The organism is Kineosporia mesophila (genome assembly GCF_021129235.1).
Taxonomy (GTDB): domain Bacteria; phylum Actinomycetota; class Actinomycetes; order Actinomycetales; family Kineosporiaceae; genus Kineosporia; species Kineosporia mesophila.
This window is the reverse complement of the sequence record NZ_JAJOMA010000001.1, coordinates 661517-688485: the sequence shown is the minus strand read 5'-3', so window position 1 is coordinate 688485 and position 26969 is coordinate 661517. Positions and strand designations below refer to the sequence as shown.

General features: G+C 69.4%; 1 protein-coding gene (cut by a window edge). It reads right to left on the bottom strand.

Annotated features, from left to right (window positions below; all coding sequences use genetic code 11):
• Window positions 1–26969, bottom strand: the 5' portion of a protein-coding gene (locus LR393_RS02470; protein ID WP_231481306.1) for a WXG100-like domain-containing protein. The gene continues 23794 nt to the left of window position 1, outside the view; 26969 of the gene's 50763 nt are visible here — the first part of the coding sequence; it begins with the start codon at window positions 26967–26969; its stop codon lies off the left edge, out of view.

The following is a 26969-nucleotide window of genomic DNA, read 5'->3' as shown; positions in this document are numbered from 1 at the left end:
ATCGCGGTGGCGATCGTGCCGGACACGGTGTTGGTCACCTGCAGGACCTCGAGGTCCGGCTCAGGCACTTCCTCCCCGGCCTCGCTCTCGGACTCCTCCTGAACGTCCGGTTCGATGGGGGCCTGGTCCGGGCGCGCCCCGCCGAAGCCGCGACCCCGGGAGACGCCGAGACCGTCCACCATCGTGCGGATCATCTGCTGCAGTGCCAGAGCGGTCACGGACCCGGAGTGCAGCTCGCTCGCCGGGCTGACCGCCAAAGCCAGCCCGACGATGTCGGTCAGCCGCTCCAGCCGGACCATCCCGGCGGTCGCGTCCCGGCTCGGTTCCTCACCGGTGCCGGCCTTCAGGATGGACCGGACCAGCCCGAAGTTGTCCCGGACCTTCTCGGGAGCGAAACTGCCCAGCGTGGCCGAGGCGTTCTGGGCCAGGTCCACCAGCAGGGCGTCGAGACTCGGCACCGCCTGGTACGCGGTCCACAAGGTTACGATCGCTTCCCGCACCTGCTGGTCGTCGATCTGCCGCGCCTCCAGCCGGGCGAGCTGGTTCTTATTGCCCGGGCGCAGCGGCTTCTCCCCGTTCAGGGGCTCGGGCACGCCCTCGCGGATCATCCGGTTGATCTTGCGCAGGGCGGCGTGCCCGTCCGTGACCTGCTGGTTCAGCCGGGCGGTGTGGGCGTCCACCCGGTCCAGCACGGCCTGTACCGACGGCGAGACCAGACTGGAGACCAGCCGGTTCGCCTGATCAGCGATGAACTGCGGCTGGACTGCGGAGACGCCGTCGACGACGAAGACCCGCGCGAGGCCGGTCGAGGCCGGCAGCGTGTCCAGATGCTCCGCCGGAGAACCACTTTCGGACCGGGGGTCGGACCAGACCGTGGGGTCCCGGTCCTGACCCCAGAGGTTGATCAGCCGCTGCTGGGGCAGGCCGTGGTCGAGGAAGACCCAGGCCACCGATCGGCCACCGAGGTACTGGAGGACCTTGGCCACCGCCGGGAGCCATTCGGCCGGCACCTCGGACAGGGTGTGGACGCCGGCCCCGAACACCTGCGGCAGCTGGTGCAGTCCCGCTTCCCCGGCCGGGTGGCCGCTGTCCGGCAGGGACGCGTTCGTGCGGATCGTGCGGGCCAGCTCCAGACCCAGGTCGAGATCGCTGGGGTCCGGTACCGGCTGCGGCTCCAACTGCGGCTGCGGCTGCGGCCCGGGTTCCGGTTCCGTCACCAGGGCCGGGGGTTCGAAGCGTCCCTCCGCCTCGGGGTGCACCGAGGGCCGCCAGCTCTTGATGGAGCTGGGCTCGTTCTGCGCGGCGCGCGAATCGAAACCGAGTGTGACCGGCGCTGTCGCACGCCGGTCGATCGCGGCCTGGACCTGCTGGCTGAAGTCCCGGTACCGCTGAAGTTCGACCCACTCCTCGTACAGTTCGTCCAGCGGCAACCGCCTCGCATCGGCCTGATCGGCGAGTTCGGCGTTGTCCAGCCGCCACTGCTCCACGGCCGCCGCGGCGTCCGCACCGTTGTTCGCCAGCACGCCCCGGCCGAGATTCAGGTCCTGCAGCTGGGCCAGCTCGTCCGCCACCACCTGAACGTCCGGGTCGACTCTCGCCGGCCGCTTGCCCGCGCGGTTGACGAAGCCACGGACGTAGGCGGCGAAGTCGGCGTGCTCAGCGGCCAGGTCCTGGGTGAACCAGTTGACTGCCAGGGGACGGATGTCGACCCCGAAAATGCCCGCCTCGCGGCGCAGCCGACTGGGCAGACCGGCCTCGGCCGTGGCCAGAACGTCCTCGGGGAGAACGGTATCCGGTTCGGCCGGAGCCTGCCGGGTCTCCCCGACGGCGGGCTGCGGGGCGGGCTGGGGAGTGGTCTGGTTGAGGAGCTGAAGGGTGTCCTCGTCCTCCCCCGCCTCCGCGGCCTGCTCGGCGATCTGGACCAGCTGACGGATCGAGTCCTCGAAGTCCGCCTCGGCCCCGGCCTGGACCGCTTCGTCGAACCGGGTCTGCAGATCCATTCCCAGCGCGCCGGCCCGGTGGATCAGGTCGGTGGGCAGCTTCAGGTCGTCCAGCTGCGGGACCAGGGCCGGCAGGCCCTGCTCGACCCGGCGGACGGCATCCTGGACCAGGCCCGCGTAAATCGTCGTGAAGGTCTCGTCGACGGCAAGCCTCTTGGCCTTCCGATAGAGGAAGTCCAGCGGCACCTCGTGGTCGACGGCCTCGGCGATCAGCTCGGACGGCAGACCGTGGTCTGCCGTGGCCCCCGGCACCAGGACCGACGTCCGTTGTGCCTCCCGGCGCAGCTGCCGGACCATCGCGGGGTCACCCGCCAGCGTTTCGTCGACCCAGCTTTCGAAGTCCTGTCCGGAGGCCTGGGCCCGTTCGAGCATCCAGTCGATCGGGAGGTGAGCCTGAACCGCCCGCACGGACTTCATCCGGCCGAGAGCGACCGAAGCCCTGGCCCGGGCCGGCCGGGCGGCCGGAGGGACCGCTGGGACGGGCGCCGCCGAGTACAACGGCAGCCCGCTCAGGGCCAGGACGATCTCCTTCAGGTGCTCCTGGGTCCTCCTCGCCAGATAGTCCCACTTCCATTGCTGGATGCTGCGCTCGACCTCTTGGTGCGCGGCCGCGGCCTGGTCCAGGGCGCCGGCCATCAGCGCGTCCGAGAGGAGGGCCGGCTCGAGCACCTGCTGGGCGTGCGCCTCGAGGTCCGCCGGCCGGCCGAGACGGCGCAGCCGCCGGGCCATCTCGAGCAGGCTCACGTCGAGCAAGCCGGCCGCGCGCTGGATCGGCGACGGCAGCTGGTTCACGGCCGCTTCGTCGACGAAGCGCTCAGCGCCCTCCCAGGCGTACACGCGCGGCCCGCGGGAGTGGCCGGCCCGGGTGTCTCTCGGGAACAGGATGACCATCTCGCGTCGGGGCCGGGCGTCCAGCTTCGCCCGGAAGAAGTTGCCGATCCGGCCGTCAGAGAGAACTTGCCGGCTCCAGAGGAGCGTGACGGTGTCCCGGTGGTCCTTGGCCGCGCGAGACGGCAAGGACAGGGACACCTCCTTGCCGATCGGTGGCGGGTTGTGCAGCCAGCTCCAGAGTTTCTGATGTGTCTGCATCCGCAGATCGGCGCTGAACTGCGGATGCTTACCCGTCCCGAGCGCCGTCAACTCGCCGGACAGGGCGCCCGGGCCGGCGAACCGGAAATTGCTCCAGTGCCGGCCGGTGGCCAGCACGGGGTAATTCAGGTCGGTAAGGGCACGCTGGATCACGTCCAGACCGGCCTGAACCGCGTTCACCGCCGGGGCTTCACGCACCGGGCTGTTCCAGTGCGGCTGACCCTCGATCAGGGTGACCGTGTCGTCGCGGACCACGTTGATGAAGCCGTTGTGCTCGCGGCTGACGATCCGGCGCCAGCCGTCCGGACGGGACCCCCCGTGGACGTTGTAGACCAGGTCGACGGCCCCGCGCGAGGCGAGGGCCCGGGCCTGCTCCGACGTCATCGCGATGTGCGGCGTTATTCGAATGCGGCGGGCCCGGGTCCCGTCCCGGGCGACGAAGCGGGTACTCGCCTGCTGAATCCGGTCCGGGTCGTAGTTGCGTGGGTCCAGTGACCACACCAGCCACACCCTCTCGCCGGGGCCGGTCCCGCCTGCCCCGGCGAGGCCCTGCTGGTCGAGGAACCAGGTGATGTCGCGCACAGCCTCGCGCAGCGCGTGGGCCGTCGCCGAGCCGGCCTTCAGCTCGGATTCCGGAACCTGGCTCAGGACCGTGCGCACCAGCGCGTTCAGCTGCCGGCGGAGCACGTCCCCACCGGTGAAGACCGAGCCGTAGTCGCCGGTTCCACCGCGCACCAGGGCCTGGGCCAGATCGCTGACCAAGCCGGACCGGTCCGGGCCGGCGATCGCGACGGTCCCCGGAGTGCCCAGCGCCTCGACCCACTCCTGCCACCACGGCGGGAAGATCTGGCCCGGCGCCGGGCGCTCAGGAAGCAGTTCGTCGGACTCGGGATCGATCAGCAGCACCCGTCGGCCGTGCAGAGACCTCTGGACCGCCTCCACGGTCCACTCCCGCGGCGTCCCGGCGTCCCGCTCGGCGACCTCCTGGAACAGGTCCTCCAAGTCCCAGCTCAGTTTCCCGGGCAGGTCGTAGGCGGTGGGCCGATGGTCCAGAGGGGTGGCTGACAGCAGATCCGCGAGCTCCTCGAGCCGGACCTCGCCGCCCAGCCGGGTCGGCGGCAGGACGTGCAGCGTCCACCCCGGTTCGGTGGGATCGGCGTTGTGGTCGGCCTCTTCCTGATCGGTGGCGTCCGGATAGACGTCAGCCGGGTGCACCCAGGCACCGTCCCGGGTCGGGCTGAGCTCCAGCGTGGGCGCGGCCGTCTCGCGCACCGCATCGAACCGGCCGACCTGCTCCGCGATCCGCGGGTCGGGGGCCGGGACGGTGTCCCGGACCGGCTCGAAGTCCTCGGACAGGTCGATCGGGGTCGCCGGCAGAATCCGGGGCGCCTCCTCGAGGTCCTCCACCGGGCCGAAGGCGATCTCGTCGACCAGCGGCAGCCTGTTCGCCCCCGGAGCGGTCACCACCACGGACGGGATGTCCTGGCCGAACGGGACCTCGTCGATCTGTACCGGGGAACCGGGCATCGGCCGGGCCACCCGCGAACCCGGCACGACCTCGACGATCGGGGTCGAGGTCGGGCTGGTCACCATGATCGTCGGAATGCCGGAGCCGTCGGAGTGCAACGACTGCACCGTCCCAGGCGCGGCGACGGCGCCCTCAGGCTCCTCCGACCCGGTTTCGCTGCCCTCCGAGCCCGGGTGCAGCTCGACCACGTGCAGCCCGGACGGTTCTTCCTCGGCCGTCGGCCGGTTCGGGGCGGACGGGCGCCGCAGCGCCGTCACCGGTTCCCGGGTCTGCGGCCGGTACGGGCCGACCGCGGTCTCGTCCTCCTCCGAGACCTGCCCGTCATCGGCGTCCAGCAACTGCCGGGCGCTGATCAGCTCCCGGCTGGAGACCGTGGCCTGGTTCGATCCGGTCTGGGTGGCCGGCTCGCTGTCGAACGACTCGGTCTCGAACTGCGCGTCGGTGTCGGAGGTTCGAGGCGGCTGCGAGCCGATGGCTTGCGGGTTGCCGCCCGACATCCGCATCCGGCCGCCGTTCAGCATCCGGGTGACCAGCGAAACCGCCTGCTGCACAGTGCGTGCGGTGTCCGAGGAGAAGTTCTGCTCCGCAGCGGGAGCGACGGCGAGGTGCTGCACGGGTAGGACGAGAAGCTCCGGCCGGAGCATCGAGCCGGCGGCCGACATGTGCTGGTTGCTGCCGCCAGTGGCCTCCGTCACTACCCGTTCACTGACGTCCCGGACCGCGTCGGCCTGATCGGCAGGCACGCCGGCCAGCAGACCCCGGCTGCGGTTCAGCCAATTCGTCCACCAGGCCGCAGTGGCGGCGTCCTTCGCAGGTTCCGGCAGGCGCACCTCGAGGTCCTGAGTCAGCACCGAGAGGGCGTGCGCGGCCGAGATCGCCCGCTGCTCCTGCTGCGCCGGGGTGAAGTCGGAGGTCGGGACGTTCACCTGGTCGAGGACGTCCAGGATGAGCTGGTACCGCCGGTCCGGGTCGGCCGACGTGAGTTCCCCGGCCTGGGAACCGAATCCGTGCTCGGTCAGGATCCGGGTGGCCGTGTCGAGCCCGGCCTGCCACTGCTCCCGGCCGGACCGGTCGGCCCGGATCGCCACCGCGCTGTCCAGCTCCGGCAGGGCAATGTCGCTGAGCACCTGATCGGTGTGCAGGACCGGCGACGCACCCGGGTCCGCGGACGCCACCAGGGCGATGATCTGGCCGGCCCAGACCGGTGCCGAGTCCTCGGCCCCGGTCCGTACCAGGACCGTGAAGACGGCCCACTGCGGCGTCCCGGAGGTGACCGCGACCTTCCGGCTGATCTCGACCACGACGGCAGGGTCGGACCCGAACCGCTGGGTCCGCACCTCGAGGGTGGCCAGCGAGCCGATCCCGGTCAGCGGGTCCGGAGAACGCTGCCCGGCCGCGGCCATCCCGTCCCGGACCATCTGACGGACCTGCTGCTCCAGACCCGCGTCGAGGTCCAGGTGCTGACTGGTCACCAAAAGGTCCGGATCGACGTCGATCTGAGTCTCGACGTCCGGATTCAGCTCGCTGAAGATCTGGTCGATCACCGAAGCCGGCGCCGGGCTCGGGAGCGCCGGACCCTCGATGGGCGACCAGACGTACAGATCCTTGGTCATCATGCCGGGCCGGTTGGGAGCCACCTGTCCACCGCCCCCGAGCCGGCGGGGCAACTGGTGGATCAGGGCGTGCCCGAGGTCGGCGCCGAGCCTGATGACCTCACCGCCGCCGCGGGGCACGTAGAACCAGTTGCCTTCCTGCCCGTCGACGGTCTTGGCGAGAAGCCTCTCCTGCTGGTGAATCTGATCTGAGGTGAAGACGAAGGCGCGGTCGTCCAGCCGGGCCAGTTCCTGGACGTAGGCCTCGTCCATCCCGGCCATCACGAGATACGCCGGCCGCTTCTCCAGCCGGCGCAACTGAGACATCCGTTGCTGCAGCGCCGCAGCGGACAGGTTCTCGTCCACCACCTCGCCCCTCCCGCCGGGCCGGCCCGAGGTAAGGACGACCTCCTGCGTACTGGGCCGGTAAGAACCGGCCAGGGGGGAGAAGTCGCCGTACCGCTGGAGCGCGGCCGCGGCCCGCCACTGCTGCACCTCCTGCGAAGCCTGGACGCTGTCGGGTGCGAGCACGTGGTGACTTACATGCGGCAGGAACGCACCGTGAGTGATCGGGACGCCCTCGGACGGATGCAGCATCCGCAGGGCGACGGCGAGTTCGGGGTCGAGCAGCGGCTCACCGGCATGGGGCATGTGCCAGGAGGTCGTCCACTCCCCTTCGCCGTAGCCGAGTTCGCTGTCCAGGCGGCCGTTCCTGCCCTTGATCGACAGCGTGACGATCACACCGGTCAGCAGCTGGGCATAGTCGTGCGGCCCCCGGGTCACCACCGGGTCGACCAGGCGCTCAGCCGCGTTCGTGCCGTAGTCCCAGCTCCGGCCGGAAGTCACGTACGGCGTCACCGCGAAGGTGCTGTTCCTCACGTCCTTCGGAGCATCGGCAGCCGGCTTGTCCCGGGCCGAGATCTCAGGCCCACCACCGGTGTTCAGCGAGCTGCTGCTGCCGAAGCCCTGGCCGATCCCGTTCTCGTTCATCGCGATCAGTTCGCTGGTGTGGTTCATCACGTCCAGCCACTGCGTCATCACCGCGTCGGTGAACTCGACCTTGATCGTCAGATCGCCGAGACCGGTCGTCAGCTGGCCGTTCTCGCGCACCACGGGCGGGAACTCGTGCCCGTCCGCGGCCAGGGTGCGATGCAGGTTGGCTTCCATGTGCCCGTTCGAGAACATCACGAACAGGGACTCGAACGGCATGCCGGTCGCGGTCATCAGCGATCGGATCGCGCTGGGCACGCCGGTGCCCCGGGCCAGCGCCGCCAGGACCTGATCGGTCAGGCTCTGCAGGGCCCGGTTGTCGACCGCACCCATACGCAGCAGCCCGGACAGGACATGACGGGGCTGGAGCGGGAGCACCTGAGGGGCAGCAGCAGAGGCCGCAGGCCAGTTGATCTTCTGCGCCCAGGGGCCGGTGAGCGGTTTGCGGGCGGGCAGGACCGAGCCGCCGCGCGGCAGCAGCACATCCGCGACCTGGACGCGGTGGCTGATCACGGTGTGGTTGCCCACCCCGGCCGGCAACTTGGTGTTCGGGTCCAGGTACAGCTTCAGGCCCAGGTCCAGCAGGTTGCCGGTGAGCGCGTTGAGCAGCTGGTCGGGCTTGGACAGCTCGACGTCCCGGAAGAAGTAGACCGACCAGCGCACCTTCGGGTTGGTGAAGAAGTGCGCCTCTCCCCCGAGCACCAGGACATCGCGGGTCCGGAAGATGTCGGCGCGGGTCATGATCTCGGAGACGTAATGGTCGCCCTCGGACCCGGCCTGCCAGTAGGCGCCCCGCACGTGCTCGGCCCGGTCCGGGAAGTCACCGGTGCCGACCCAAGGAGTGACGGCGGCGTTGTGGGTGTCGGTGAACCGGCTCACGTTCCGGTGAGTGCTGAGGAAATATTTTGCTACGGTCGTCTTTTCGGTATGCGTGTAGGTGAAACCGGGGTTGCGCGCCTCGCCCGGCGGCACCCATTCCTCGTCGGCGCGGATCAGCATGGTGACGTGCTTCATCGCGTCGCCCACGGTCCGGGCCAAGTGGGCGATCAGGCCGGGCCCGCGGGCGGCAGTGATGTGCGCGAGCACCGAACTCGGCCGGCTGATGCTCAGCAGTTCCTGCGGCAGGGCCGAGCGCTTCAGGGTGCGCTTGCCGTCGGCGACCTTCCACTCGCGGTTCAGGAGGTCCTTGTCGAACGCGGTCAGCGCGTCCTGAAGCATGGTCATGACCTTGCCGAACTCGGTCTCGTTCAGCGGGCCGAGATCACCCACCTGGTCCCGTGCGGCCAGCAGCGGGACCTGGTCGATGGTGTAGGTGGGCTGCACGTGCGGCGGCGGCTGCATCTGCGGGATCTGCGCCGGGTGCCAATTCAGCGCGCCACCGGGGATGAAGGTCTGAAGCCGGTCCACCGTGACCTTGGCCAGGAATTCGGGGGTCAGCCAGTCCGGGATCTGCTCGGTCAGCAGGTTGGCGTAAGAGTTGATGGCAATCGTGTCCGCGACCAGGTGCGCCCGCCGGGGGCGGTGCTCGCGGGCTCCATGGGTGAGCCAGACGCCGGTGAGGAACTCCTGCGAACGGATGTCGGTGCGGGTGATGTTGCGGATCGCCTTGGACCCGGTCACGCCACCGTAGGCCTCCTCACCGGCCAGGTCGGTGATGCCACCCATCCCGGTGTGGGCCGCCGAGTGGAACTCCGTCCCGATCACCGTCGGCTCGGTGTCGGCCATCATGCTGTGCATGATCGGGGCGCGCCCGGTCTCGCCGTGCCACTGGTACGGCCGGATGATCTGGATCAGGACGCCGGAGTTGCGGCCGAACGCGGTGCCGTCGATGACCGTGACGATCTGCAGGACGCCCGGGCCCACCATGCTCGCGCCGAGCATCCGTTCCTCGGTGATGTGGGCGTCCAGGACCTCGAGATAGTCCTCCGGCGAGATGCCGACCTTGTCCAGCGCGTCCTTGGCCGCCTGGTAGATGTGCGGGACACCGAGAACCTCCAGGCTGCTGTCGGCCGCCGGGTAGCTGCCTGCCTGGACGTCCTTCAGCAGGTCGAACTGCGCCCCCTCGGCGCCCAGGTCGACACGCCGGGTGAAACCCTTCCCCAGAACGGGTTTGGCCAGCTGAATGATCATTGCCGCGTCGGGGCCGGCCGGGCGGGTCTGCCCTTCCGGGACCTGGTAGCGGGTGAGAGCCGCCTCGCTGCCGGTACGGCTGACCGTCTGCGGCAACGACATCGGCTGAAACTGGGCCAGGTTGGCCAGCTGCAGCGCGCCGTGCCGCAGGAAGGTGGACAGCAGGCCACCGGTCGACGCCGAGGCCACGGACGGGACGAAGGTCAGTTCCTCACGGTGGTGCCACTTGCCGGTGAAGGTGTATGAGCGGCCCGGACCCTCGTAGGTCATCCCGCGGTCGGAGATCCACGCCCCCATGCCGACGTACATGGCCCGCCCGGACGTCCGTGCGTAGTTGTAGCCGCCGGTCACCTCGGCGTCGGTCAACGAGAAGTTCTCCGGCGGCGTCACCCCGAAGATCCCCCGCCCCTGCCCCCGCCAGCGCTGTGAGACGGTCTGCCGGGCGCCTAATGCGTCGTACTTGATCGGGTAGTGGTCGATCCGCACCCAGGGCAGCTTGGTCGCGGTCCAGTCCTCACCCTGCTCCAGCCACACCACGGTCCGGGCCCGCACATGGCCGCCCAGGACCGGCACCCGCCGGGTCACCGCGAAGTGATGGCTGAGCATGTGGATGGTGTGCGAGATGCCGGTCGGAATCGAGAACTGCTGCCCGATCCAGCGTTTGAACTCGTGCCACTCCTGGCTGTTCTGGCTCATCCGGGTACCGAGGGCCGGATCCGTGGCGGCGTCCTGGTACCCGGCCAGGACAGCGCCCACGATCCGCTCGAAACCACCGATCAGGCTGGGCATCGAGCCGCCCCGACTGAGACCGAACAGGATGCCCAGCGGGGGCAGCCGGTCGGCCACGTTCTCGCCGTCGACCGGGACGACCTCGGTGCCGTCCTCCCGCAACTGCTGGGGCGGCAGCCCGGCGGACACCCGCCGCAGCTCCCGCTCGTGCCGGGCGGACTGCTCCTTCGTCACGTTGACGTGGGTCTGCAGCCCGTAGTCCAGCGTGCCGTCGGCCGCCCTGCGGGACGAGCGGAGCTCCACCTTCAGCCCAGAATCCCAGCGGTAGACCGTGCTGTCGGCCGGACGGCCCTCGTACCGCCAGGAGCCATCGCCGTCCGAGGTCGAGATGCTCAGGTTCACCGAGCCGATCCCGGCGCCGGACAAGTCGCCGCCGAAGCGGAGCGCCGAGTCCTCGCCGACCGGGATCGACTTCCCCGTCAAGGTGGTCCGGGCGCCGATCGCAACGGCCGAGGCGAACGCCACCGTCCCACCCGCCCAGACCAGCCGCCGGGCGTCCAGCTGGTGGTATCCCTTGCTGGCGTCGATCCGCTGGACCGAGTCCGGCAGGACGCTCAAGTCCAGCTCCACCCAGTCGTCGGAATCCTGGCGGATCCGCAGCGCCGGGCTTTGATAGCCCGAGCTCATCAGCTGCAGCTTGAGCAGGAACAGCGTCTTGTCCTCGAACAGCCGCTCCACGTCCTGCCGGAACGTCTCGTCCGCATCCGGGAAGCGCGCAAGGATCTGAGCGACTGGGCCCTGCGGCGTCCCCAGTTCGGTCACGCCGATCTGCTCGATCACCGAGTCGACCCGCCACAACGGGCCCAGGAGGTTCTGACGCATGGTCGCGTCGGCATCCTCGGGCAGGCTGATCGTGCGCTCCGGGACCGGGTCGGTCAGTGCCTCCGGATCGGTCACCAGCGGCGAGTCGTCCTCGGCGAACCCGAGCAGGACGTCGACCGGCCAGTTCCAGGTCACCGGCTCGGTTCCATCGGCCGGGGTGAACTGCACGGACCAGTGCGAACCGGCGGTCGGTTCGGTGTCGGCCGACTGCGGCACCTCGAAGTAGGCCATCCGGTCGCGCCAGCGCTGCCAGGCGGTCTGCAGCACCCCGCCCCCGAAGACGCTGTACCCCTTGTGCTGCTGCAGGTCCAGGGTGGGTCCGAGCTTCACCCCGAGCAGCCCGGGCAGCTTGGAGATCAGGCGCACCGGCCCGACCGGCGGGTCGAGGTACCGGTCCTCGGTGAAACCGCCGAACCAGGACGGGGTGATCAGCTGCGGCAGGTCCAGAGCCTGCGCGGGGCGGGCCCCGACCTGGACCGACTGCGCCTGCTCGGGCGTCTTGTAGCCGGCCAGCGACCGGGTCAGGGCCGGGTTCAGGCGGATCACCACGGAGCCGAGGCCCGGCACGGCCACCGTCAGACCACCGGGCAGGGCCAGTCGGCGGGCCAACTCGTGCCGTGGGTCGATCAGGTCGTTCCGGCCGAACTCCTTCATCAGGGCCTGTGCGATAGCGGCCCGGATCGCGGGGGAATCCGGGAAATCCAACGGGACCGCCTCGGCCGCCAGGAAGCTCACATCCCGGTCGAGGTCGGCCGCCGCCCCGGGCGGAAGCCGGTTTTCCTCCTTCTTGTTCGGAAGCCAATGCGTGCCGATCTGGCTGATCTCACCCCACTCGCCGAACGGGATGCGCAGCTGAGGCGCGGCCGGCGGGGTCTGGCCCTCGGCCAGGTTCGCGACCGCCGTGGCGTGCTTGCGCACCGCCCGGTCATAGCGGGCCATCTCGGCCAGCACCCGGCCCGGCATCCGGCGGGCCACCGCGGGCGGTTCGACAGCCGGCTCGGTCAGCGACTCGGGCTCGGCGTGCGGGTCCGGGACGTCCTGGCTCAGGACGACTTCCGGCTCTCCCGGCGGCAACTGCCCGATCAGTTCCAGCTCGGCCTCGAGCAGGTCCCGCAGGTCCACCAGGTCGTCGACCGCCTGGGCATCCATCGGCACCTGGCCGAGCTCGTCCAGCTGCTGCGCGAACAGGGCGACCGTCTCCTGGTCGAGCCCGGCCCGGGCCAGGCCGGCCAGGTCCGCGCGCAACTGGTCCAGGACGGCCAGCGACGTGGTCCGGACGTGGTCCGCGGCCGCCGTGTACATCTCCCCGACCACTCGGTCGACCTCGGCCAGAGCGTCGCGCACCTGGTCCAGGCGGTGGTCCTGCCCGGGCCGCCAGAAGTCCGCGAGCAGCGTGTCCGCCGCCCGCAGCGCCGCCGCGACTGCCAGCGCCTGCTGGTTGCGGATGTTCTCCGGCAGAACCTGGACGGCGGTGGACAGGTCGGCCACGGCCAGCGCCCGGTCCGAGGTCAGCGATTGCGCCGAGGCGTGCAGCGACTGCCCCGCGTCTCGCCACTTGTCCCGCAAGTCGCTCAGCGACAGCGGCCCCTGAACCGGTGTGGTCTCTCCCGTCGGCAGGGCGGTCGCCAGCTCCACCAGCAGCCGGATGTCGTCAATGGTGACCGCGGTTGGGTCGGCCGAGTCGCGGATCTCGTCCTTGAACAGCCGGAGAAGGTCGGCCGTCGACACCTCGGCGCCCGCCGCTGGACGCCCCTTTCCGCTCGACAACTGACGGACCGCTTCATGCAGCCAGCTCAGCCCCCGCAGTTCGGTGGTACCGAAACTGTCCTCGCCGAAGACATCCAGAGCCAGGCGGCTCAGGGTCAGCAGAGTCGGCAGGGCGTTGCGGGCCCGGCCCTGACTCGTGCTGGTGAACATCTCGCTGATCGTGCTTGCGCTGCGACCCAGACCGATCTGGGCCGACAGCCTCTCCGGCCAGTTCGACGCCAGCGCCTGGCCGCCTCGCAAGGGCTCGGCCACGCGGCTCAATTCGGTGAACGCCTGGTCGTGCTGCTCGGTCTGGACGTAGGTGGCCGGCAGACGCATCAGCGTCCGGGCCAGACCGCGCGTGGCGTTCACCGGTCCGGCCGGCGCAGTTTGCGTAGCAGTGACCGATCCGGCGCCGGTCTCACGCAGGACTGCCTCGATGCTCATCGGAGCGATCCGCTCCGGCTGGGTCGTCACCAGCGGAACGGAATCCGTTCTTACGTTGGACGATTCGGATCCGGCTGTCCGGGAGGTCACTGACGGGTTCAGCAACTGCGCGGCGTAGGCCCGGGACGGGCCGCTGAACGGCAGAGTCAGAGTATGGTCGGCAAAGGCCTTCAGGCTCGCGTTGGCGCTGACCATGACCTGAGCGTCGACCAGGTCGCTCAGATCGAAGTGGGCCGCCGCCAATTCCTCGGCCTGGGTGATCCACTGCTCCGGGTCGGCCTGGGCGTCCGGTCGGGCCAGTGCGGCGAAACCGTTTCGGGCCGCCGTCATCGCGGTGGTGAACCGTGGGCGGACCCGGTCGGTGGGGGCCGTCCGCAGCAGGGCGTCGATCAGGGGGACGGCGGCCAGATCACCGGCCAATGTACGGTACTCGGCCAGCAGGCCGTCGTCGGTCACCGCGCGCTGGTCACCGGCCGTCGACAGCCGCCGGTTGTATTCGTCCACCAGGCTGATGGCCTGCTGGATGTTCTCGCCGATGTTCTCGCCGATCGACCCGTTGCGCGCGGAGATCTGGTCGAGGGTGGCCAGGGAGGCGGTCGCGGCCACGTCGCCCTCCAGGGCCTGCCGGACCAGCGTCATCACCTTCGCCCGGGCGGCGACCGGGTCGGCCACGACCGTCCCCAGGTTTTCCGGCAGTTCCCGATGGGCCTGGATCAGGGCGTCCATGGCAGCGCGGGCCTGATCCAGGCGCCCAGTGGTGGCAGCCGGGGTGTCGGCCGGGCCGGTGAGCTGGAGCGGCTGGAGACGGGAACGGGCCGACTGCAGCTCGTTGCCGTCGGTCCCGACGGTCGGGTCGGTGTACTCGTCCCGCATCGTCAGCAAGTGCGCGAACTCGTGCACGTACGCGCTGCGGGGCTGGCCTACGACCCAGGCGAATTGATCCATCCGGATGTCCGGCCCGGGACGGACCACAGAGATCGGCCGGGGCGCCGGCAGATCCTGCGTCGGCCGTATCGCCGTCACCTCCAGCCGGTCGCCCACCGGACCGGTCCGGAACCGGAACTGCGGGTCGTTGAACGTCTCCTGGATACCCGCTGCCAACTCGTCACGGATCTGCTCGAGCTCCTGCACGCTCACGCCCGGACCGGCCGTTAGTACCACCGGGACCAGCACGCGGGTCGTGGGGGCCTCGGCACCCGGCAGGAGGTATCGCTGCACACCGAAAGCCGACATGACCGTTTCGCCGGTTGCCGGATTCGTCCAGTTGATGCTCCTCGGCACCACCGGCACGGACTCGACCTGCCCGGCATCGGCCAGCTCGATCGGTGCGGGGAGGTCGCCGGTCACCTGACCGAGCAGGTCCAGGTAGCGCGAGCGATAGCCGCCGGACGGCAGGCCCGCCGCCTCCCCAGCGATGTCGGTCATGGCCAGGCCGGTGGCCTTGTCCACCACGGTGGGCGCAACGACCCGGCCGCCCTGCGTTCCGGTGAGCTGCTCGTAATGAGTCCCCGCCAGAGCGCCGGGGATACCCGTCGAGATCCCCGGACGGGGCCCACGGGCCGGTGGCGAAACGAGGGGCGTGTTCAGGCCTCGCCCCCCTCGGGCCCCGCCTCGCGGTGGCCGGGGCGGGGGCCGCCGGCGCGGCGTGGTCGAACTTTCCGGGCGAATCCGCCCGGTCTGGCCGCCGAGAGCGACCTGAGCAAGCTGGGTCAGCATCCACCACGCGGACTGGTTGTGAACGTCCAGATGGAGGGTGTGGGTGGCGGCGTCCACCCGGCCGGCACCGTGGGTGGCCCGGACCGTCCAGCCCGCGTCCTGCAGCTGCCGCAGCAGATCGTGCCCTTCGTCGTTCTGCTCTGCGAACTCGTCCAGGCGTAGCGCCCGCCGCGCTGCGATTACGCGGCCCTCATCGTCCAGCATCGCCCGGACCAGAACACTCCGGTTTCCCTGACGCAGGCGATAAAGGGTGTAGCCGGCAAGCATCAGGTCGGGCCGAAGAGCCTTGCCGACTCGGACGCCATCTGCGACGAAGGCTTCGGCTGCGCCCTCGCCCGCGAAACCCCACTGCGCCGCAAGCTGTCCGAAGTACCGCCGGTCGCTGGTGGTCAGCGGGCCGGCCATCCACCGGGTCCCGCCACCGGGTGCGGCCGTGGGCCGTAGCCGGCGCACCTCGAGACCGTTCCCCGGATCGACCACCTCGAATTCGCCGGTGTTGGTGAACCGGCCCGAAACTGTTCGCTCGGCCCCGCCTTCGAGGATTTCGGTGGCGATCGCCAGCGGCTCGCCGTTCGGCGTCACCGGGCTCCACTGCGGATCCGAGCTCACCCAGGGCTGGAAGGTCACCGGGGTCTCCTGCGAGGCCAGAGACCAGCCTTGCCGCTCGAGACGCCCCTGCGCAGTTGCCCGCATCTCCTCCCGCGGCTGACGGTAGTCGCGGCGCGCCGCGGACGAACCCGGCAGGGGAATCAGGCCGTATTCGTTTTCCTGAATCTGCTGAACCCTGGGGTTGACAGCGTTCATCGTCTGCAAGTACGGCTGAGTCGACTGTTCCGCCGTGTAATAGGCGAGGAGGTCGAGAGCGCCGGGCACCGGGGACTGGTTCTCCCGTTCATCCAAGAAGACGAAGTCCTCGCCCTGCCCGATCTGGACGCGCATCGTCCCCCGCGGCCGCCCGTCGGGACCGAACACATCAAACCTACGCAGGCTTGCCGGCTGCTCGGTCTCCGGTGTCCGGGCAACCACATATGAACCGTCGACCGCCACGCCGACGGTGCGCGGCGGGAACGTGCCGGTTACCGGCCGCATGACCGCTTCCAAGGTCGGCAGCACCGTTGGACCGGTCAGCGCGGAGTGAACTCGTTGATCGGCGAGGTCGTAGGCCCTCAGCAGATCGGCGAGCAGCCCCTGCTGCTGATCGGCCGGAGCCGCCGACGAGGCGGACAGACGCACCAGCGCCGACGTAACCCCGGAAAGTGCCGCCCGGGCCGCTCCCACCGACTCCCCCTGGGCGGCGGGCCGGCTGTTCAAGGCATCGATCGCGGTCTGCAGCAGGTCCGGCCAGTGCCGCCCGAGGTGGTCGGCAGCCGCCGCCACATCCGGCACGGCCCGGAGAAGAGACCCAATGGTGTCGACGGACTGCGCAGTCGTAGCCGGAGTCCCCTCCGGCGGCAGATAATGCAGGCCTCCCAGAGCCCCGGTGATGCCTTCGGAAACTCCCGGCTGCGGAGCCCGGGCCGGACGGAACTGCTCCGATTCCGGTTCGTAGGAGAACCACTCGGCATCCTGGCCCGATCCGGCCGACATGGTGTCCGCGTCCGTCGGAGCGTAGGAGTCCAAGGCCGTCTGCGCAGCAGCCTGTTCCATGGGCCAGACGGCATCCTGGCCGCCGGCCAGGCGCCCGGCCAGTTCATCCAGGGTGACGGTGCCGTTGAAGTCGTCATTCATGTACAGCCAGCGCACCGGCTTGTACCCGTGGTCCATCAGCAGTTTCGGCAATGACAGGAGGATGCCGACCCGGGAGTTCCCGTCCGGGAACAGGTGTGCGATGTGCAGGTTGCGCACGCCCCGCGCGATCGCCCGCAACACCTGGGGCGTCTGCCCGTTGGCGGCCGCGATCTCCGCGTACATCGTGTCCAGGATGGCGTCCGCGATGAGCGGGGCTTCTTCCTGGGTGTACTGCGTCACGTAGATCCGGTCCTTGAACCGGCCGGTCCGGGTATAGCTGAACTGACCGCCATCATCGGCGTAGGCGGTGAAGACGATCGGCCGGTTCTCGGGGGCGGTCGTTGCGGCCCGCGAGCCGCTCATCACCAGGGGGCGTCCGTTGACCCGCTCGTTCCTCAGCTCCGGAACCAGCTCGGCGTCGTCGGGCAGCGGTGCCGTGGTAGGTACCTGCGGGCTCGCCGGCGACCACTGCGAGACGAACGGTGTCTGATCGCCGTCGTCGCGGGTGCTCACGCCCTGGGTCGCGACCTCGTGCATGAACTTCAGGTAGTCCGCGGTGATGCGCGCGCCCGGGGCCTGATTCAGGAACATCTCGACTGCACGCTGCATCGCGGCCTGGAATCCGGGCTGCTCGTCGTGATCGTAGTAGGACCCCGGGTTCTGCGGGTAGTCCTCGGCCGCGAACTCCTGGTCGTGGTCCCAGAGATAGATCTTCCAGTGTTCCTCCGGGTCCAGGAACTCCGACAAGGTCCTCGGCTGCGGAACGAACTGACTCGACGACTCTCCCGGGGTGAACGCGGCCCCCTGGAAGGACATTGGCCAGTCCGAGGCACGGCCACTACCGCCCGCAAGACCCGAACGCCGACTCGTCCCCAGATCCTGGGCCAGGGTGATGGACAGGGCCTCGGCCGCGTCCCAGCCCTCCCGGTGGTACTCGGCCGCGACCGCCCGGACCATGTCGTCGTAGACCCGCGGACGGGCCGTCTCGATCGCGATCGGCAGGTGGCTGTCGGTGGTGACGATCTCGGTGGCGATCTCCAGTATCACCTGAGCGGCCGCGGCGGGCAGCTTGCCCAGCGTGGTCTCCGCCTGATCGAAACGTGCCTGCACCGGCGGGGGTACGACGATCCCGCCCGGCATCTCGGGGCCGGTCAGCCCCATCGCGTTCCAGAGGCTCTGCGCGAACCGGGCCGCGTAGATCACCGGTGGCCGCCCGACCGGCCAGGTGGTCAGCGGGTTCTGGCCGGCCAGACCTGCGCCGGGCCGGACCAGGTCGAGCACCAGGTGCGGGTCGGCGTCCCAGATGCTTCCCGGTTCGGGCACCCACTGGATGTCGACCTCCAGTCGGTCGCCGTCCAGCGGACCCTCCGTGAAACGCAGGTCCGGCTGGTCGTTCAGGTATTCCCGGAGGCCGGTGCGTAGATCGTCCAGGGTCTGCAGGACATCCTCGGTGGAGACGTGGGAGCCCGGGGTGAAGCCGGTCCGGACGATCAGACGGGTGGTCGGGCCGTCACCGGCGTCGTACCGCTGGACGGCGAACGGCTTTCCGTCGAGGTCGTGCACCGGGACGCTGGTCAGGTCGTGCAGGTCGTCGATCCGGGTGACCGCGATGCCCGGGTCGATCAGGGAACCCAGCTCGCTCAGATGGGCCGGGGCCAGGTTGAGCGGGTTGGCCCAGGAAGCCGGGGCCGCCGGGGCGGTGGTCGGGGCAGTGGTGGGTACGAGGAGCTGGAGCGTGTCGATCAGCAACTGTGAGCGGGCCCGCACCAGGTCGCTGAACGCGGCCATCGCGTCGGCGCCGTCGGTGGTCAGGATGGGTGCGTCGCCCAGCTCGACCCATTGACGGACGAAATCGGCCCGGATCCCGTCGATCGGGGCGACCGGGTCACGCAGGTCGATCAGGTTCCCGGTCTCGGCGAAGTCGCCGGGGAGCGGCTGCGGCTCGAGAAGAGGCGATCCCTGCGGAATTCCGGCCGTGAGGTCGGCGAAGGCAATGGCGGCCTGCTGCGGCAGTGACTGCGGGACGTCCGCCTGCGGCATGGGCAGGGGCGTCAGGCCGGCCCGGCCGAACTGCTGCTGCATCGAGGTGATCAGCGCATCGCCCATCGCGACCCGGATGGCGTTGCGGTCCAGCCAGGCCTGAAGGTTGTTGCCAGCCGCCGGGATCTGCTTGTCCAGGGTGGACCACTGCTGGGTGAACGCGTTCTTCAGCGCGTCCAGGGAAACCCCGGAAGCGTCCGGATAGGAGCTGCGGGCCTGGAATTCGGCCAGCGCGAAGGCTGCGTCGGGGGTCAGCCCGCCCGGAGGTGGCCGGGGCATGCCGTCGCCGGGCAAGTCGACGGTCTTGGGCGCCGAGTCCGGAGCCGGCCCGCCGTTGAGCGGATGGCTCTGCGGAGTGACGGCGGTGGGCTGATAGTCGGGGTGGTTGGGCTGCAACTGAGGCACCCACTCACGCAGGGCCGCCTCCTGATGGGCCAGGTCGGCCTGGGCTTCGGTGAGGTCGACCTGGGACTTGGCCTGCGCGGCCGGGTCCTGGATGGTCTGGGCCTGGTCGTGGGCCTGCTGGGCCTGCTCGACGGTGGCGTGGGCGTTGCGGTACTGGATGACGGCGGTCCGCACGCGGGGGTCGGTGAACAAATCGTCGCCGGCACTGTTGTACATCGTGTAGTCACCCGGTGCGCCACTTCGCCCGGCCCGCTTGATGGCCTGCACGTCCACGTCGTGCGAGACCGCCGAACGCCCGGTCCCGGACATGTGCAGCCCACCCAGCTCCAGAGCGGCCTGACTGGGCTGGATATCGGTGCCGCGGCCTCCCTGCATATTGACCACCAGGACCTTGCCCACGGCGCCGGCCTCGTCGGTGATCCGCTTGAACTCCGCCTCCGCCTTACCGCCCTGCGTGGCCATCCACCGCGCATCCACCGCCACGTGCGGCACATCATTGCCCAGCAACGCCGAGATCTTCGCGACCTCACTGTTCTTCGTTGCCACGATCAACTGCGGCCGGCCCTCACCACCGGCCCACGTGGTGCGGATGTCCTCGGCCAGAGTTTCGAGTTTGGCCTGCTCGTCGGCGAAGAACTTGTCCTGACCCTGGAGCTGCGAGGTGTAGTACTCCGCGATCTCCCGTACCGCCACATCGTCACCGCGGCTGGAGAACTTACCGAACACGTCCTCGTGCCCGCGGGCGGTACCGGAGGCACCGGTGATGTGGTCGTAGCTGCCACCGGTGTGCTCGGGCTGGAACAACTCAACCGTGCTGACCCGTGCGTTGCTGTCGATGTCGGCACGGATCTCCAGACCGTGCTCGGCCTCCAGAGCCTGGGCCAGGCTCGCCCGGTTCTCCGCCTCGTTGCCGTGCCAGCGTGATTCGGACGACTTCTCCGCATCGAACATCACCTTGTGGGTGGACTGATCGATGATCAGGACCTTGCCGTCGAAGACCAGGTAGTGGTCCTCCGCCCGGTAGTCCCACCTGGCCACCGCGGCCATCTCTATCCGCGAGATCTCGATCGGCGTGAGGTCCCGCCCGGCCAGGTCCCGGACCGTGGCCTGCCCCTGCGCGGTCAGCTGCAGCGGTGCCTTCGGCGTGTCCTCGCTCCGGCCGAACTTCTCCGGGTTCAGGCTCCCGTCCTCCAACGCGGAGTCCAGCAGCGACTTGGCCCACCGCACATTCTCGACCACTTCCGGCCGGGCCTTCAGACCCGCGCCCTCGGCCAGGATGAACTCACCGGTGGTGAAGACCAGTGCCTCGTCCACCTCGTCGACGAACGCCCGGTCCCCCGGAACCTGGTTGCCCTTCAGCTGCGCGAAGGCCAGGTTCCCCACCGTCCCGATGAATACCGTCGGCGCCGGCTCCCCGTCCGCGGTCAGCGGCTGCGGGTTCGGCTCGTCCTCCTTCATCAGGCGCACGTTGATCCCGTGTGGTTCCAGCAGCTGGACGTACTCCTGGAACTCGCGCCCGGCCAGCGAGTCACGAGTGGTCACCACCTGCACCGCCTTGCCCGGGGTGTGCAGCGACGCGACCACCGCATGGGCGAAGAACACCCACGACTTGCCCTCGCCGGCCGACATCTGGACGAAATCACGTGCCCCGAAAGCCTCCACGGCGTCCAACTGCGTCCACCGCAACGACTTACCCGTCCCCCGACGGATCATCTCGTACACCGCCGCCTGCGAGTCCTCCTTGCTGCCGTTGTGCAGCAGATCCGTCAGCTCCGGTGCGGTCACCTGATCCAGACCGCGATCCGCGATCCCGCTCAGCGCCTCCGCGAGCTCCGGGCGGTCGTTCAGCGCGGCCAGCTCCGCCTCGAACCGGACGGCGGACTGCGGCTCCTCCTGCCACACTCCCGTCTCGTCCGGTCGCCAGGTCACATCCCCGTCCCGGCTGCGTACGTGGTACGCCATGACTGCCCCGTCACCACCCGGCCGGTGGTCCATCACCGCCTCGGCGCCCGGCTTGAGCACGAACTCGAACCCGTCCGGTCCCTCCAGCGTCACCGCATGCAGCTCGCGGACCAGCTGGACGCCCTCGGGCTTCTTCGCGCCCACTCCCGCTGCCCCACGGCCACCTTCGGTCTCCACCGGGGGGACGGTCAGTTCGGTGAGCTGCGGCTGCGGTTCCTGGTTCGTGGACAGGTCCTTGGCCTGGTCCGGGCCGCCGGACGTGCGGATCTGCTCCTGCAGCGCTGTCATCCGCTCCGAGAACGTCACCGGGTCGTACAGATCGGTGGACGTGCGCAGCAGGCGGTTGCGGTCCACCGGGCCGGTCGCGACGTCGACCTCCCGCAAGATGCTCTCGAGCTCGGTCCGCTGGGTCCGGGACAACCCGCTGCCCGCGTTCTCCGGGACCAGGATGTCGGCAGCCCGGTCCTGTCGGACGAACGAGCGGTAATCACCCAGTGCGGTGACGATCTCGTCGAGGTTCCTGCTGGCGCGGGCATTCTGGACGTCCTGCACCCGCCCGGACCATTCGGCGCGTTCGACCCCGAGCGGCGCGAGCCGGTCGAACCCCTGCTCGACGTGCGCGTCGAAGGCGGTGAGCTGTTCGTGCAGCTGCTGCACCTCGGTGAACGAGCGGAAGTCCTGCAGGCCGCCGGCGGCACCCTCCCAGTCCTGCCGACTCAGTGCGTCGTTGACGATGTCGACGAAGGCCGAGCGCTGCTGGCGGTCGGCCTGCAGGTCCCGCGCGGCCTGGTCGAGCTGCCTGACCTGCTGCTGGAGCTGCGCCACCTCGATCTGTACCGGATCGGTGAGGGTCTCCGGACGCGGCGGGGCCTGGGCGATGTCGCTGCGCACCTGGGCCTGGAAGCTCGGGTGCTCGCCGTAGCGCACGTAATCGTGGAAGGACGTCTCCACGTCGACCTGGGCGGTGCGAGCACTGTCCAGAAGGTCTGGTGGGAGCAGAATTTCGGCGCCGGAACGTTCGTGCAGGGGCGCGCCCGTGGCGCTCAGTCCGGAGAGCTGGTCCTGCAGCCCCTGGACCAGCGCCGTCTCGGCCCGCTCAAGCGCGGCCGGGTCCAGTTCGGGGGCACGGTGCAGCCCGCCGGGCCGGACAACATCCGGGAAGTGCTGGATGCCGGTGTTGAGGAACTCGTGCTCGAGAGTGGTCAGGGCCAGGTCCGGGTTCGGGCCCAGCTGGTCCAGATCGACGATCCGGGTTTCCTGCTGAAGCGTCTCCTGCAGCTGGCCGGTCCACGCGTCGCCCCGCTCGGCGAGGTCGAGCCACTGATCCGGGTGCGACTGGAGCATCTGCTGGTAATCCGTGGCCCATTTCGCGGCGCCCTCGCTCTCGCCGGTGAACTGCGAGTTGTCCAGGTGCACCGCGGCCCGCTGCTCGACCGTGTCGAGGAAGGCGTTCTTGGCGACGTCGACGGTCTTCTCGGGGACGCCGCGGTCGGCCCACACCTGGACCTGCGTCTGGAGGTCGTGCTCGGCCTGGGGACGCGGGTCGGTGAGCATCTGCTCGGGGGTGCGGATCGGGGGCGCCGACTCCGGCCGGTGAGTCTCGACCGGCGGGCGCTCCATCGTCAGCTGGACGTCGCCGATGCTCTCGGAACCGGTGCGCACGTTCTCGTCGGGGACCGACGTGGTGGCCGACGAACCGGGACGCTCGCCAGTGGTGCTCGTCGCGTCCGCGAGGTCGATCAGGTCGCTCTGTGACGCCGAGTCGGACAGCCGCACGTCCGTGTCCCCGGACTCCGTCCGTAGGTAGGGACGCGGATCGCTGAACGGGTTGCCGTCGAAGTCGTCCGGCCGGAAATCGGGGCCGGTGTCGTTCAGCGCCTCGCCGAAGGCATCCCCGGCGGCCTTCTCGTCGTTCAGCCAGCGATTGACATTGACGTCCCGGGTCCACATCTGGCTGTAGTCGAACGCCGCGTCCCGCCGGTAGTCCTGGGCCAGCCGGTCACTCACCGACTCGGACAGGATGTACCCGTTGAACTCTTCTCCCCGCAGGCCCTTCCATTCGCCGGCGGCAGTCTCCAGGGCCTGCTGCAGTCCACGCTCGTCCGCCAGCGAGGACCGCAACTGCTCGTCCAGGCCGGTCAGGCTCCGGTCGAACTCGTTGACCCGGTTCTGCCAGGCCGTCTCGTCGTTCTGGCGGCTCTTGAACGCGTCCGTCCCGGGTGCGGGCTCGGTGCGGCGGGCCTCCTGCTGGATGACTTCGCTCTCGAACTCACCCGGGCGGTCCCAGGTTTTCGCGGCCGCGTCCCGCAGCCGATCGACGGCGACCTTGCGAACCCGGTCCAGGGCCTCCGGGGTCAGCCGGGTGCCCTCGTTCGCCCAGCTGTCGTGGACCCGCGTCACCTGGTCCTCGGCGAGCTGACGGAACGCGAGTTCGTCCTTCAGCTTGTCCATCCGCGCCGGGTCGGAGGCGCTCAGGAAGTCCTCGTTGGAGCGCCAGTCAGCCGGCACCGCCCGGAAGTCGTTACGCAGGTCGGCCATCGAGGCGTCACTCAGGTTCTGGTAGCGCACCGGCTCGGGGGCCGGGGCCGCGCGCCCACTTTGGTCACCGAACAGGGCCTCCCGTGCGGGGTCGCTCGCCGGCGGCCCGGACCGCCCGTTCAGCTCGCCGAGAGTCCGGTCGAACAGGTCGTTCAGGTACTGCGAGACCTCGCGCGTCTCGTGCTCGGCGGCCATCCCGTCGCGGATGTCGGAGACCAGCCGGTCCCGGGTGCTGGACGGCACGTCGAAGGTGTTGTTCTCCAGCGATCGGCGCACCGTGGCCGGGTCGCCGGCCGAGGTCCTGATCGCGTCCTGGAAAGCATCCCGGTAGGACGCCTCCGCGTTGTTCCACGCCGCGTCCCGGGCCGGGTCACGCGGCGTTTCGGCCAGGGCGGCCGGAGTTCCGTCCGATTCGGTACTGATCCGGTCGGTGCCTCGATGGCCGAACAGCTCGGGCAGGTCGATCGCGTGATCGAAGTCGGCCCGGAAGGCATCGACGGCGCGGTCCTCGGACACCGCCGCGGTGAACTGGTCCGGCAGGTCCGCCACCCGCGCGTCGACGATCGTCTTCCAGGCATTGTCGCGCCACTGCGGGGACAGCGTGCCCCCGGAGTCGTTCAACGCCTCGAAATACTCCTGCCGCAGGTCCGTCTCGACCCGGTCCCACAGGCTCTGCTGGGTCTTCTCCGCCGGAGCGTTCTCGTGGTTCTGCCCGAACGTTTCCGCGGCGCGGTCGAAGCGCGCCCGCACGTCCCGCATCTCCAGGCCGAAGCCTTCCTCGGCCACCAGCTTGGCCTCGGCCTGCGTCATCCGCGCGTTCCGGACCACGGCATAGTCGGCGTTGGCGTCGTACCGGTCCGGGCGGTTCTGGTACGTGCGGCTCTGCTCGGGCTGACTGTGCGGCGTCTGGAACGGGTTCTCCATCGGCGCCATCACGCCGGCATCGTCCGGGCGGTCGTGACCGGAGGGCCCGTTCGAGCCGTTCAGGTCATGAGAACCGTTGGAGCCGTTCAGGTCGTGCAAACCGTTCGACCCGTTCAGGTCGTGCAAACCGTTCGAGCCGTTCAGGTCGTGCAAACCGTTCGAGCCGTTCAGGTCATGGGAACCGTTCGAGCCGTTCGAGCCGCTGTCGGTCGGGGTCCGAAGGCCGTCCAGACCGCCCTCGGTGCTGGGACGATCGGCGAACCCGGTACCGGTGTGGCTGTCGGGACCGGCCTGAACCGGGGCGGATTCGTTGAACCCCCGGTCGCCCAGCAGGTCGCGCGACACGACCGGAGGCGGTGCGGCCTGGTCGAGCTGGAACTCCGAGCCGGACTCGAAGGATTCGAAGGAGACCGGTGACCGGCCGCGGTCGATGTTCCCGCCCAGCAGCGGGGCAGAATCGTTGTCGAGGTCCAGCAAACGCTCATCGAAACGGTCATTCGAGGGGGACGGTTCCGAACTGGTCCGCGGACGATCGTGGACGCCGATGTCCGGACGTGACCCCGAAGAACCCGATCCACCGAACAAGTCCGTGTTCGGTGGCTTCTCGGTGAACGACAACCCGAACTCCGCGTCCGGGGAGAACACGGACGACTTCTCGTTGAAGCCCTCGTCCAGGCTGAAGGAGTCACCCTCCGGGGACTTCTCCAGCAGCGGCGTCGTGTCATCACCGAGGTCACGGTTGTCGAAGTTTCGGTCCGTCGACGACGTGGCCGGACGATTCCCGGTCACCGGATCCGGATCCGGCCGCGCGGCCGACGGCGGCTCGGCACCTCGAACCTCCGCCGGGCGAACCGTCGGCCCACCCACTTCGCCGCCCCCGGGGCGATCCACGAATTCGCGCATCCCGGCGAAGAACTCCGGGTTGGGCAGGTTCGCGAAGTTGCGGTTCAGCTTGATCGGCTCGATCACGAACGTCCGGCCGCCATGACTGATGATGCCCATCAGCGCGCCCGCACCGAACGCCGCCGGACCGGTCTCGAACTTGTGGTCCGGTCCGAAGATGAGGTTGTAGAAACCCATCGTCAGCGTCATGTTGATACCGCCGGAGACCGCCGAGGTGGCCATCCCGGCCAGCTTGAACGGCAGGTTCCCGCCCAGGTTCTTCTGCAGGTTGCGCGACAGCACCATCGGCAGGTCCCGCGACAGGGCCTTGACCATGTTCGCGCCGAGCACGTCCTTGTACGGGGCCAGCACATGATCGAGCTCTCTGAACATGGCCTTCGGCTCGGTGCGGACCCAGTTCTGCATGAACGCCTTGGCGAAGTCCTCGCCCAGATTCCGGGCGATCGCCTTGTCCACGAACAGGTGCGAGAACTCGTTGTCGAACGCCTTGCCCATGTTCGCGATGAACGACGCCCGCGGACCGGTCTCGATCGGCGCCTTCACGTCGTTGCCGAACGCCTTGCCGTAATTCGACTCGTACCGACCGGTGAACGTCTCCCCCAGATCCTTGTTCACCTGGTTCCGGAACACCGTCGGCAGCTCCTGCGACCCGAACTTGCCGGCCGAGCCACCCAGGTCTCCCAGGCCCTTGCCCCCGGCCGACGTCAGCGGCTTCACCACCGGCGGTGCATCGACCCCCTTGCCCACCACCGGTTTCGGCTCCGGCTTGGGGAACCCCTTCAGCAGGTCCGGGGTATGCGCAACGAAGTTGTCGGCGATGTCCTTACTGAACAGCGACGCCCCGGCCGCACCGATCTTCGGCTCCGGCTTCGGGATCGGCTTCGGCAGCGTCTTGGTCAGATCATTGCCGAACAACTTCGCGAAGTCCTTGCCCACGAACTTGCCCAGGATGCCCCCCAGAGCACCCGCCGCCGGACCCAGCAGACCACCGATGATCCCACCGATCGCCCCGAACTCCACCGCCTGCAACGTCAAGCTGGTGTCCCAGTTGTGCCGGTTGCCCTGGCCCATCTGGATCAGCTGGATGATCGCGTCCATCGCCAGGCCCATCGCGATCCCGAACGCGACCTGCATGATGATCGACGCCAGAACTCGCGCCACGATCTGCTTCAACGCGAAGTTCGCCATCATTCGCGCCAGCGCCATCTCCAGCGGCGCACTCCAGTTGAACCACGCCGTCGCCGCCAGGAACGCCAGCTCCGCGGCCAGCCAGGCCACGACCGCGATCATCATCCACTTCATGTACTCGACCTGAAGCGCGACCTTACGCGCGAACTGCGCCAGTTCCTGGGCCCCCTGGGCAGCCGCGCCCAGGAAGTCGTCCCCACTGATGAACTGCTTCATGTTCGCGACGAACTGATCCGCCGCCTCACCCTCGAAATTCGTGGTGATCTCGTTCACCACATCGGTGAACAACGACTTCAGCTCCAGCAGATCCGCCGAAGCCTGGTCGTACAGATCACCCACCGCCCGCAACGAATCCTCGTTCGCCTCGGGCGGCTCCATCCCGCTGATCGCCTTCATCAGCCCGGACAGCTCGGGGGGAAAAACTATTGCCAT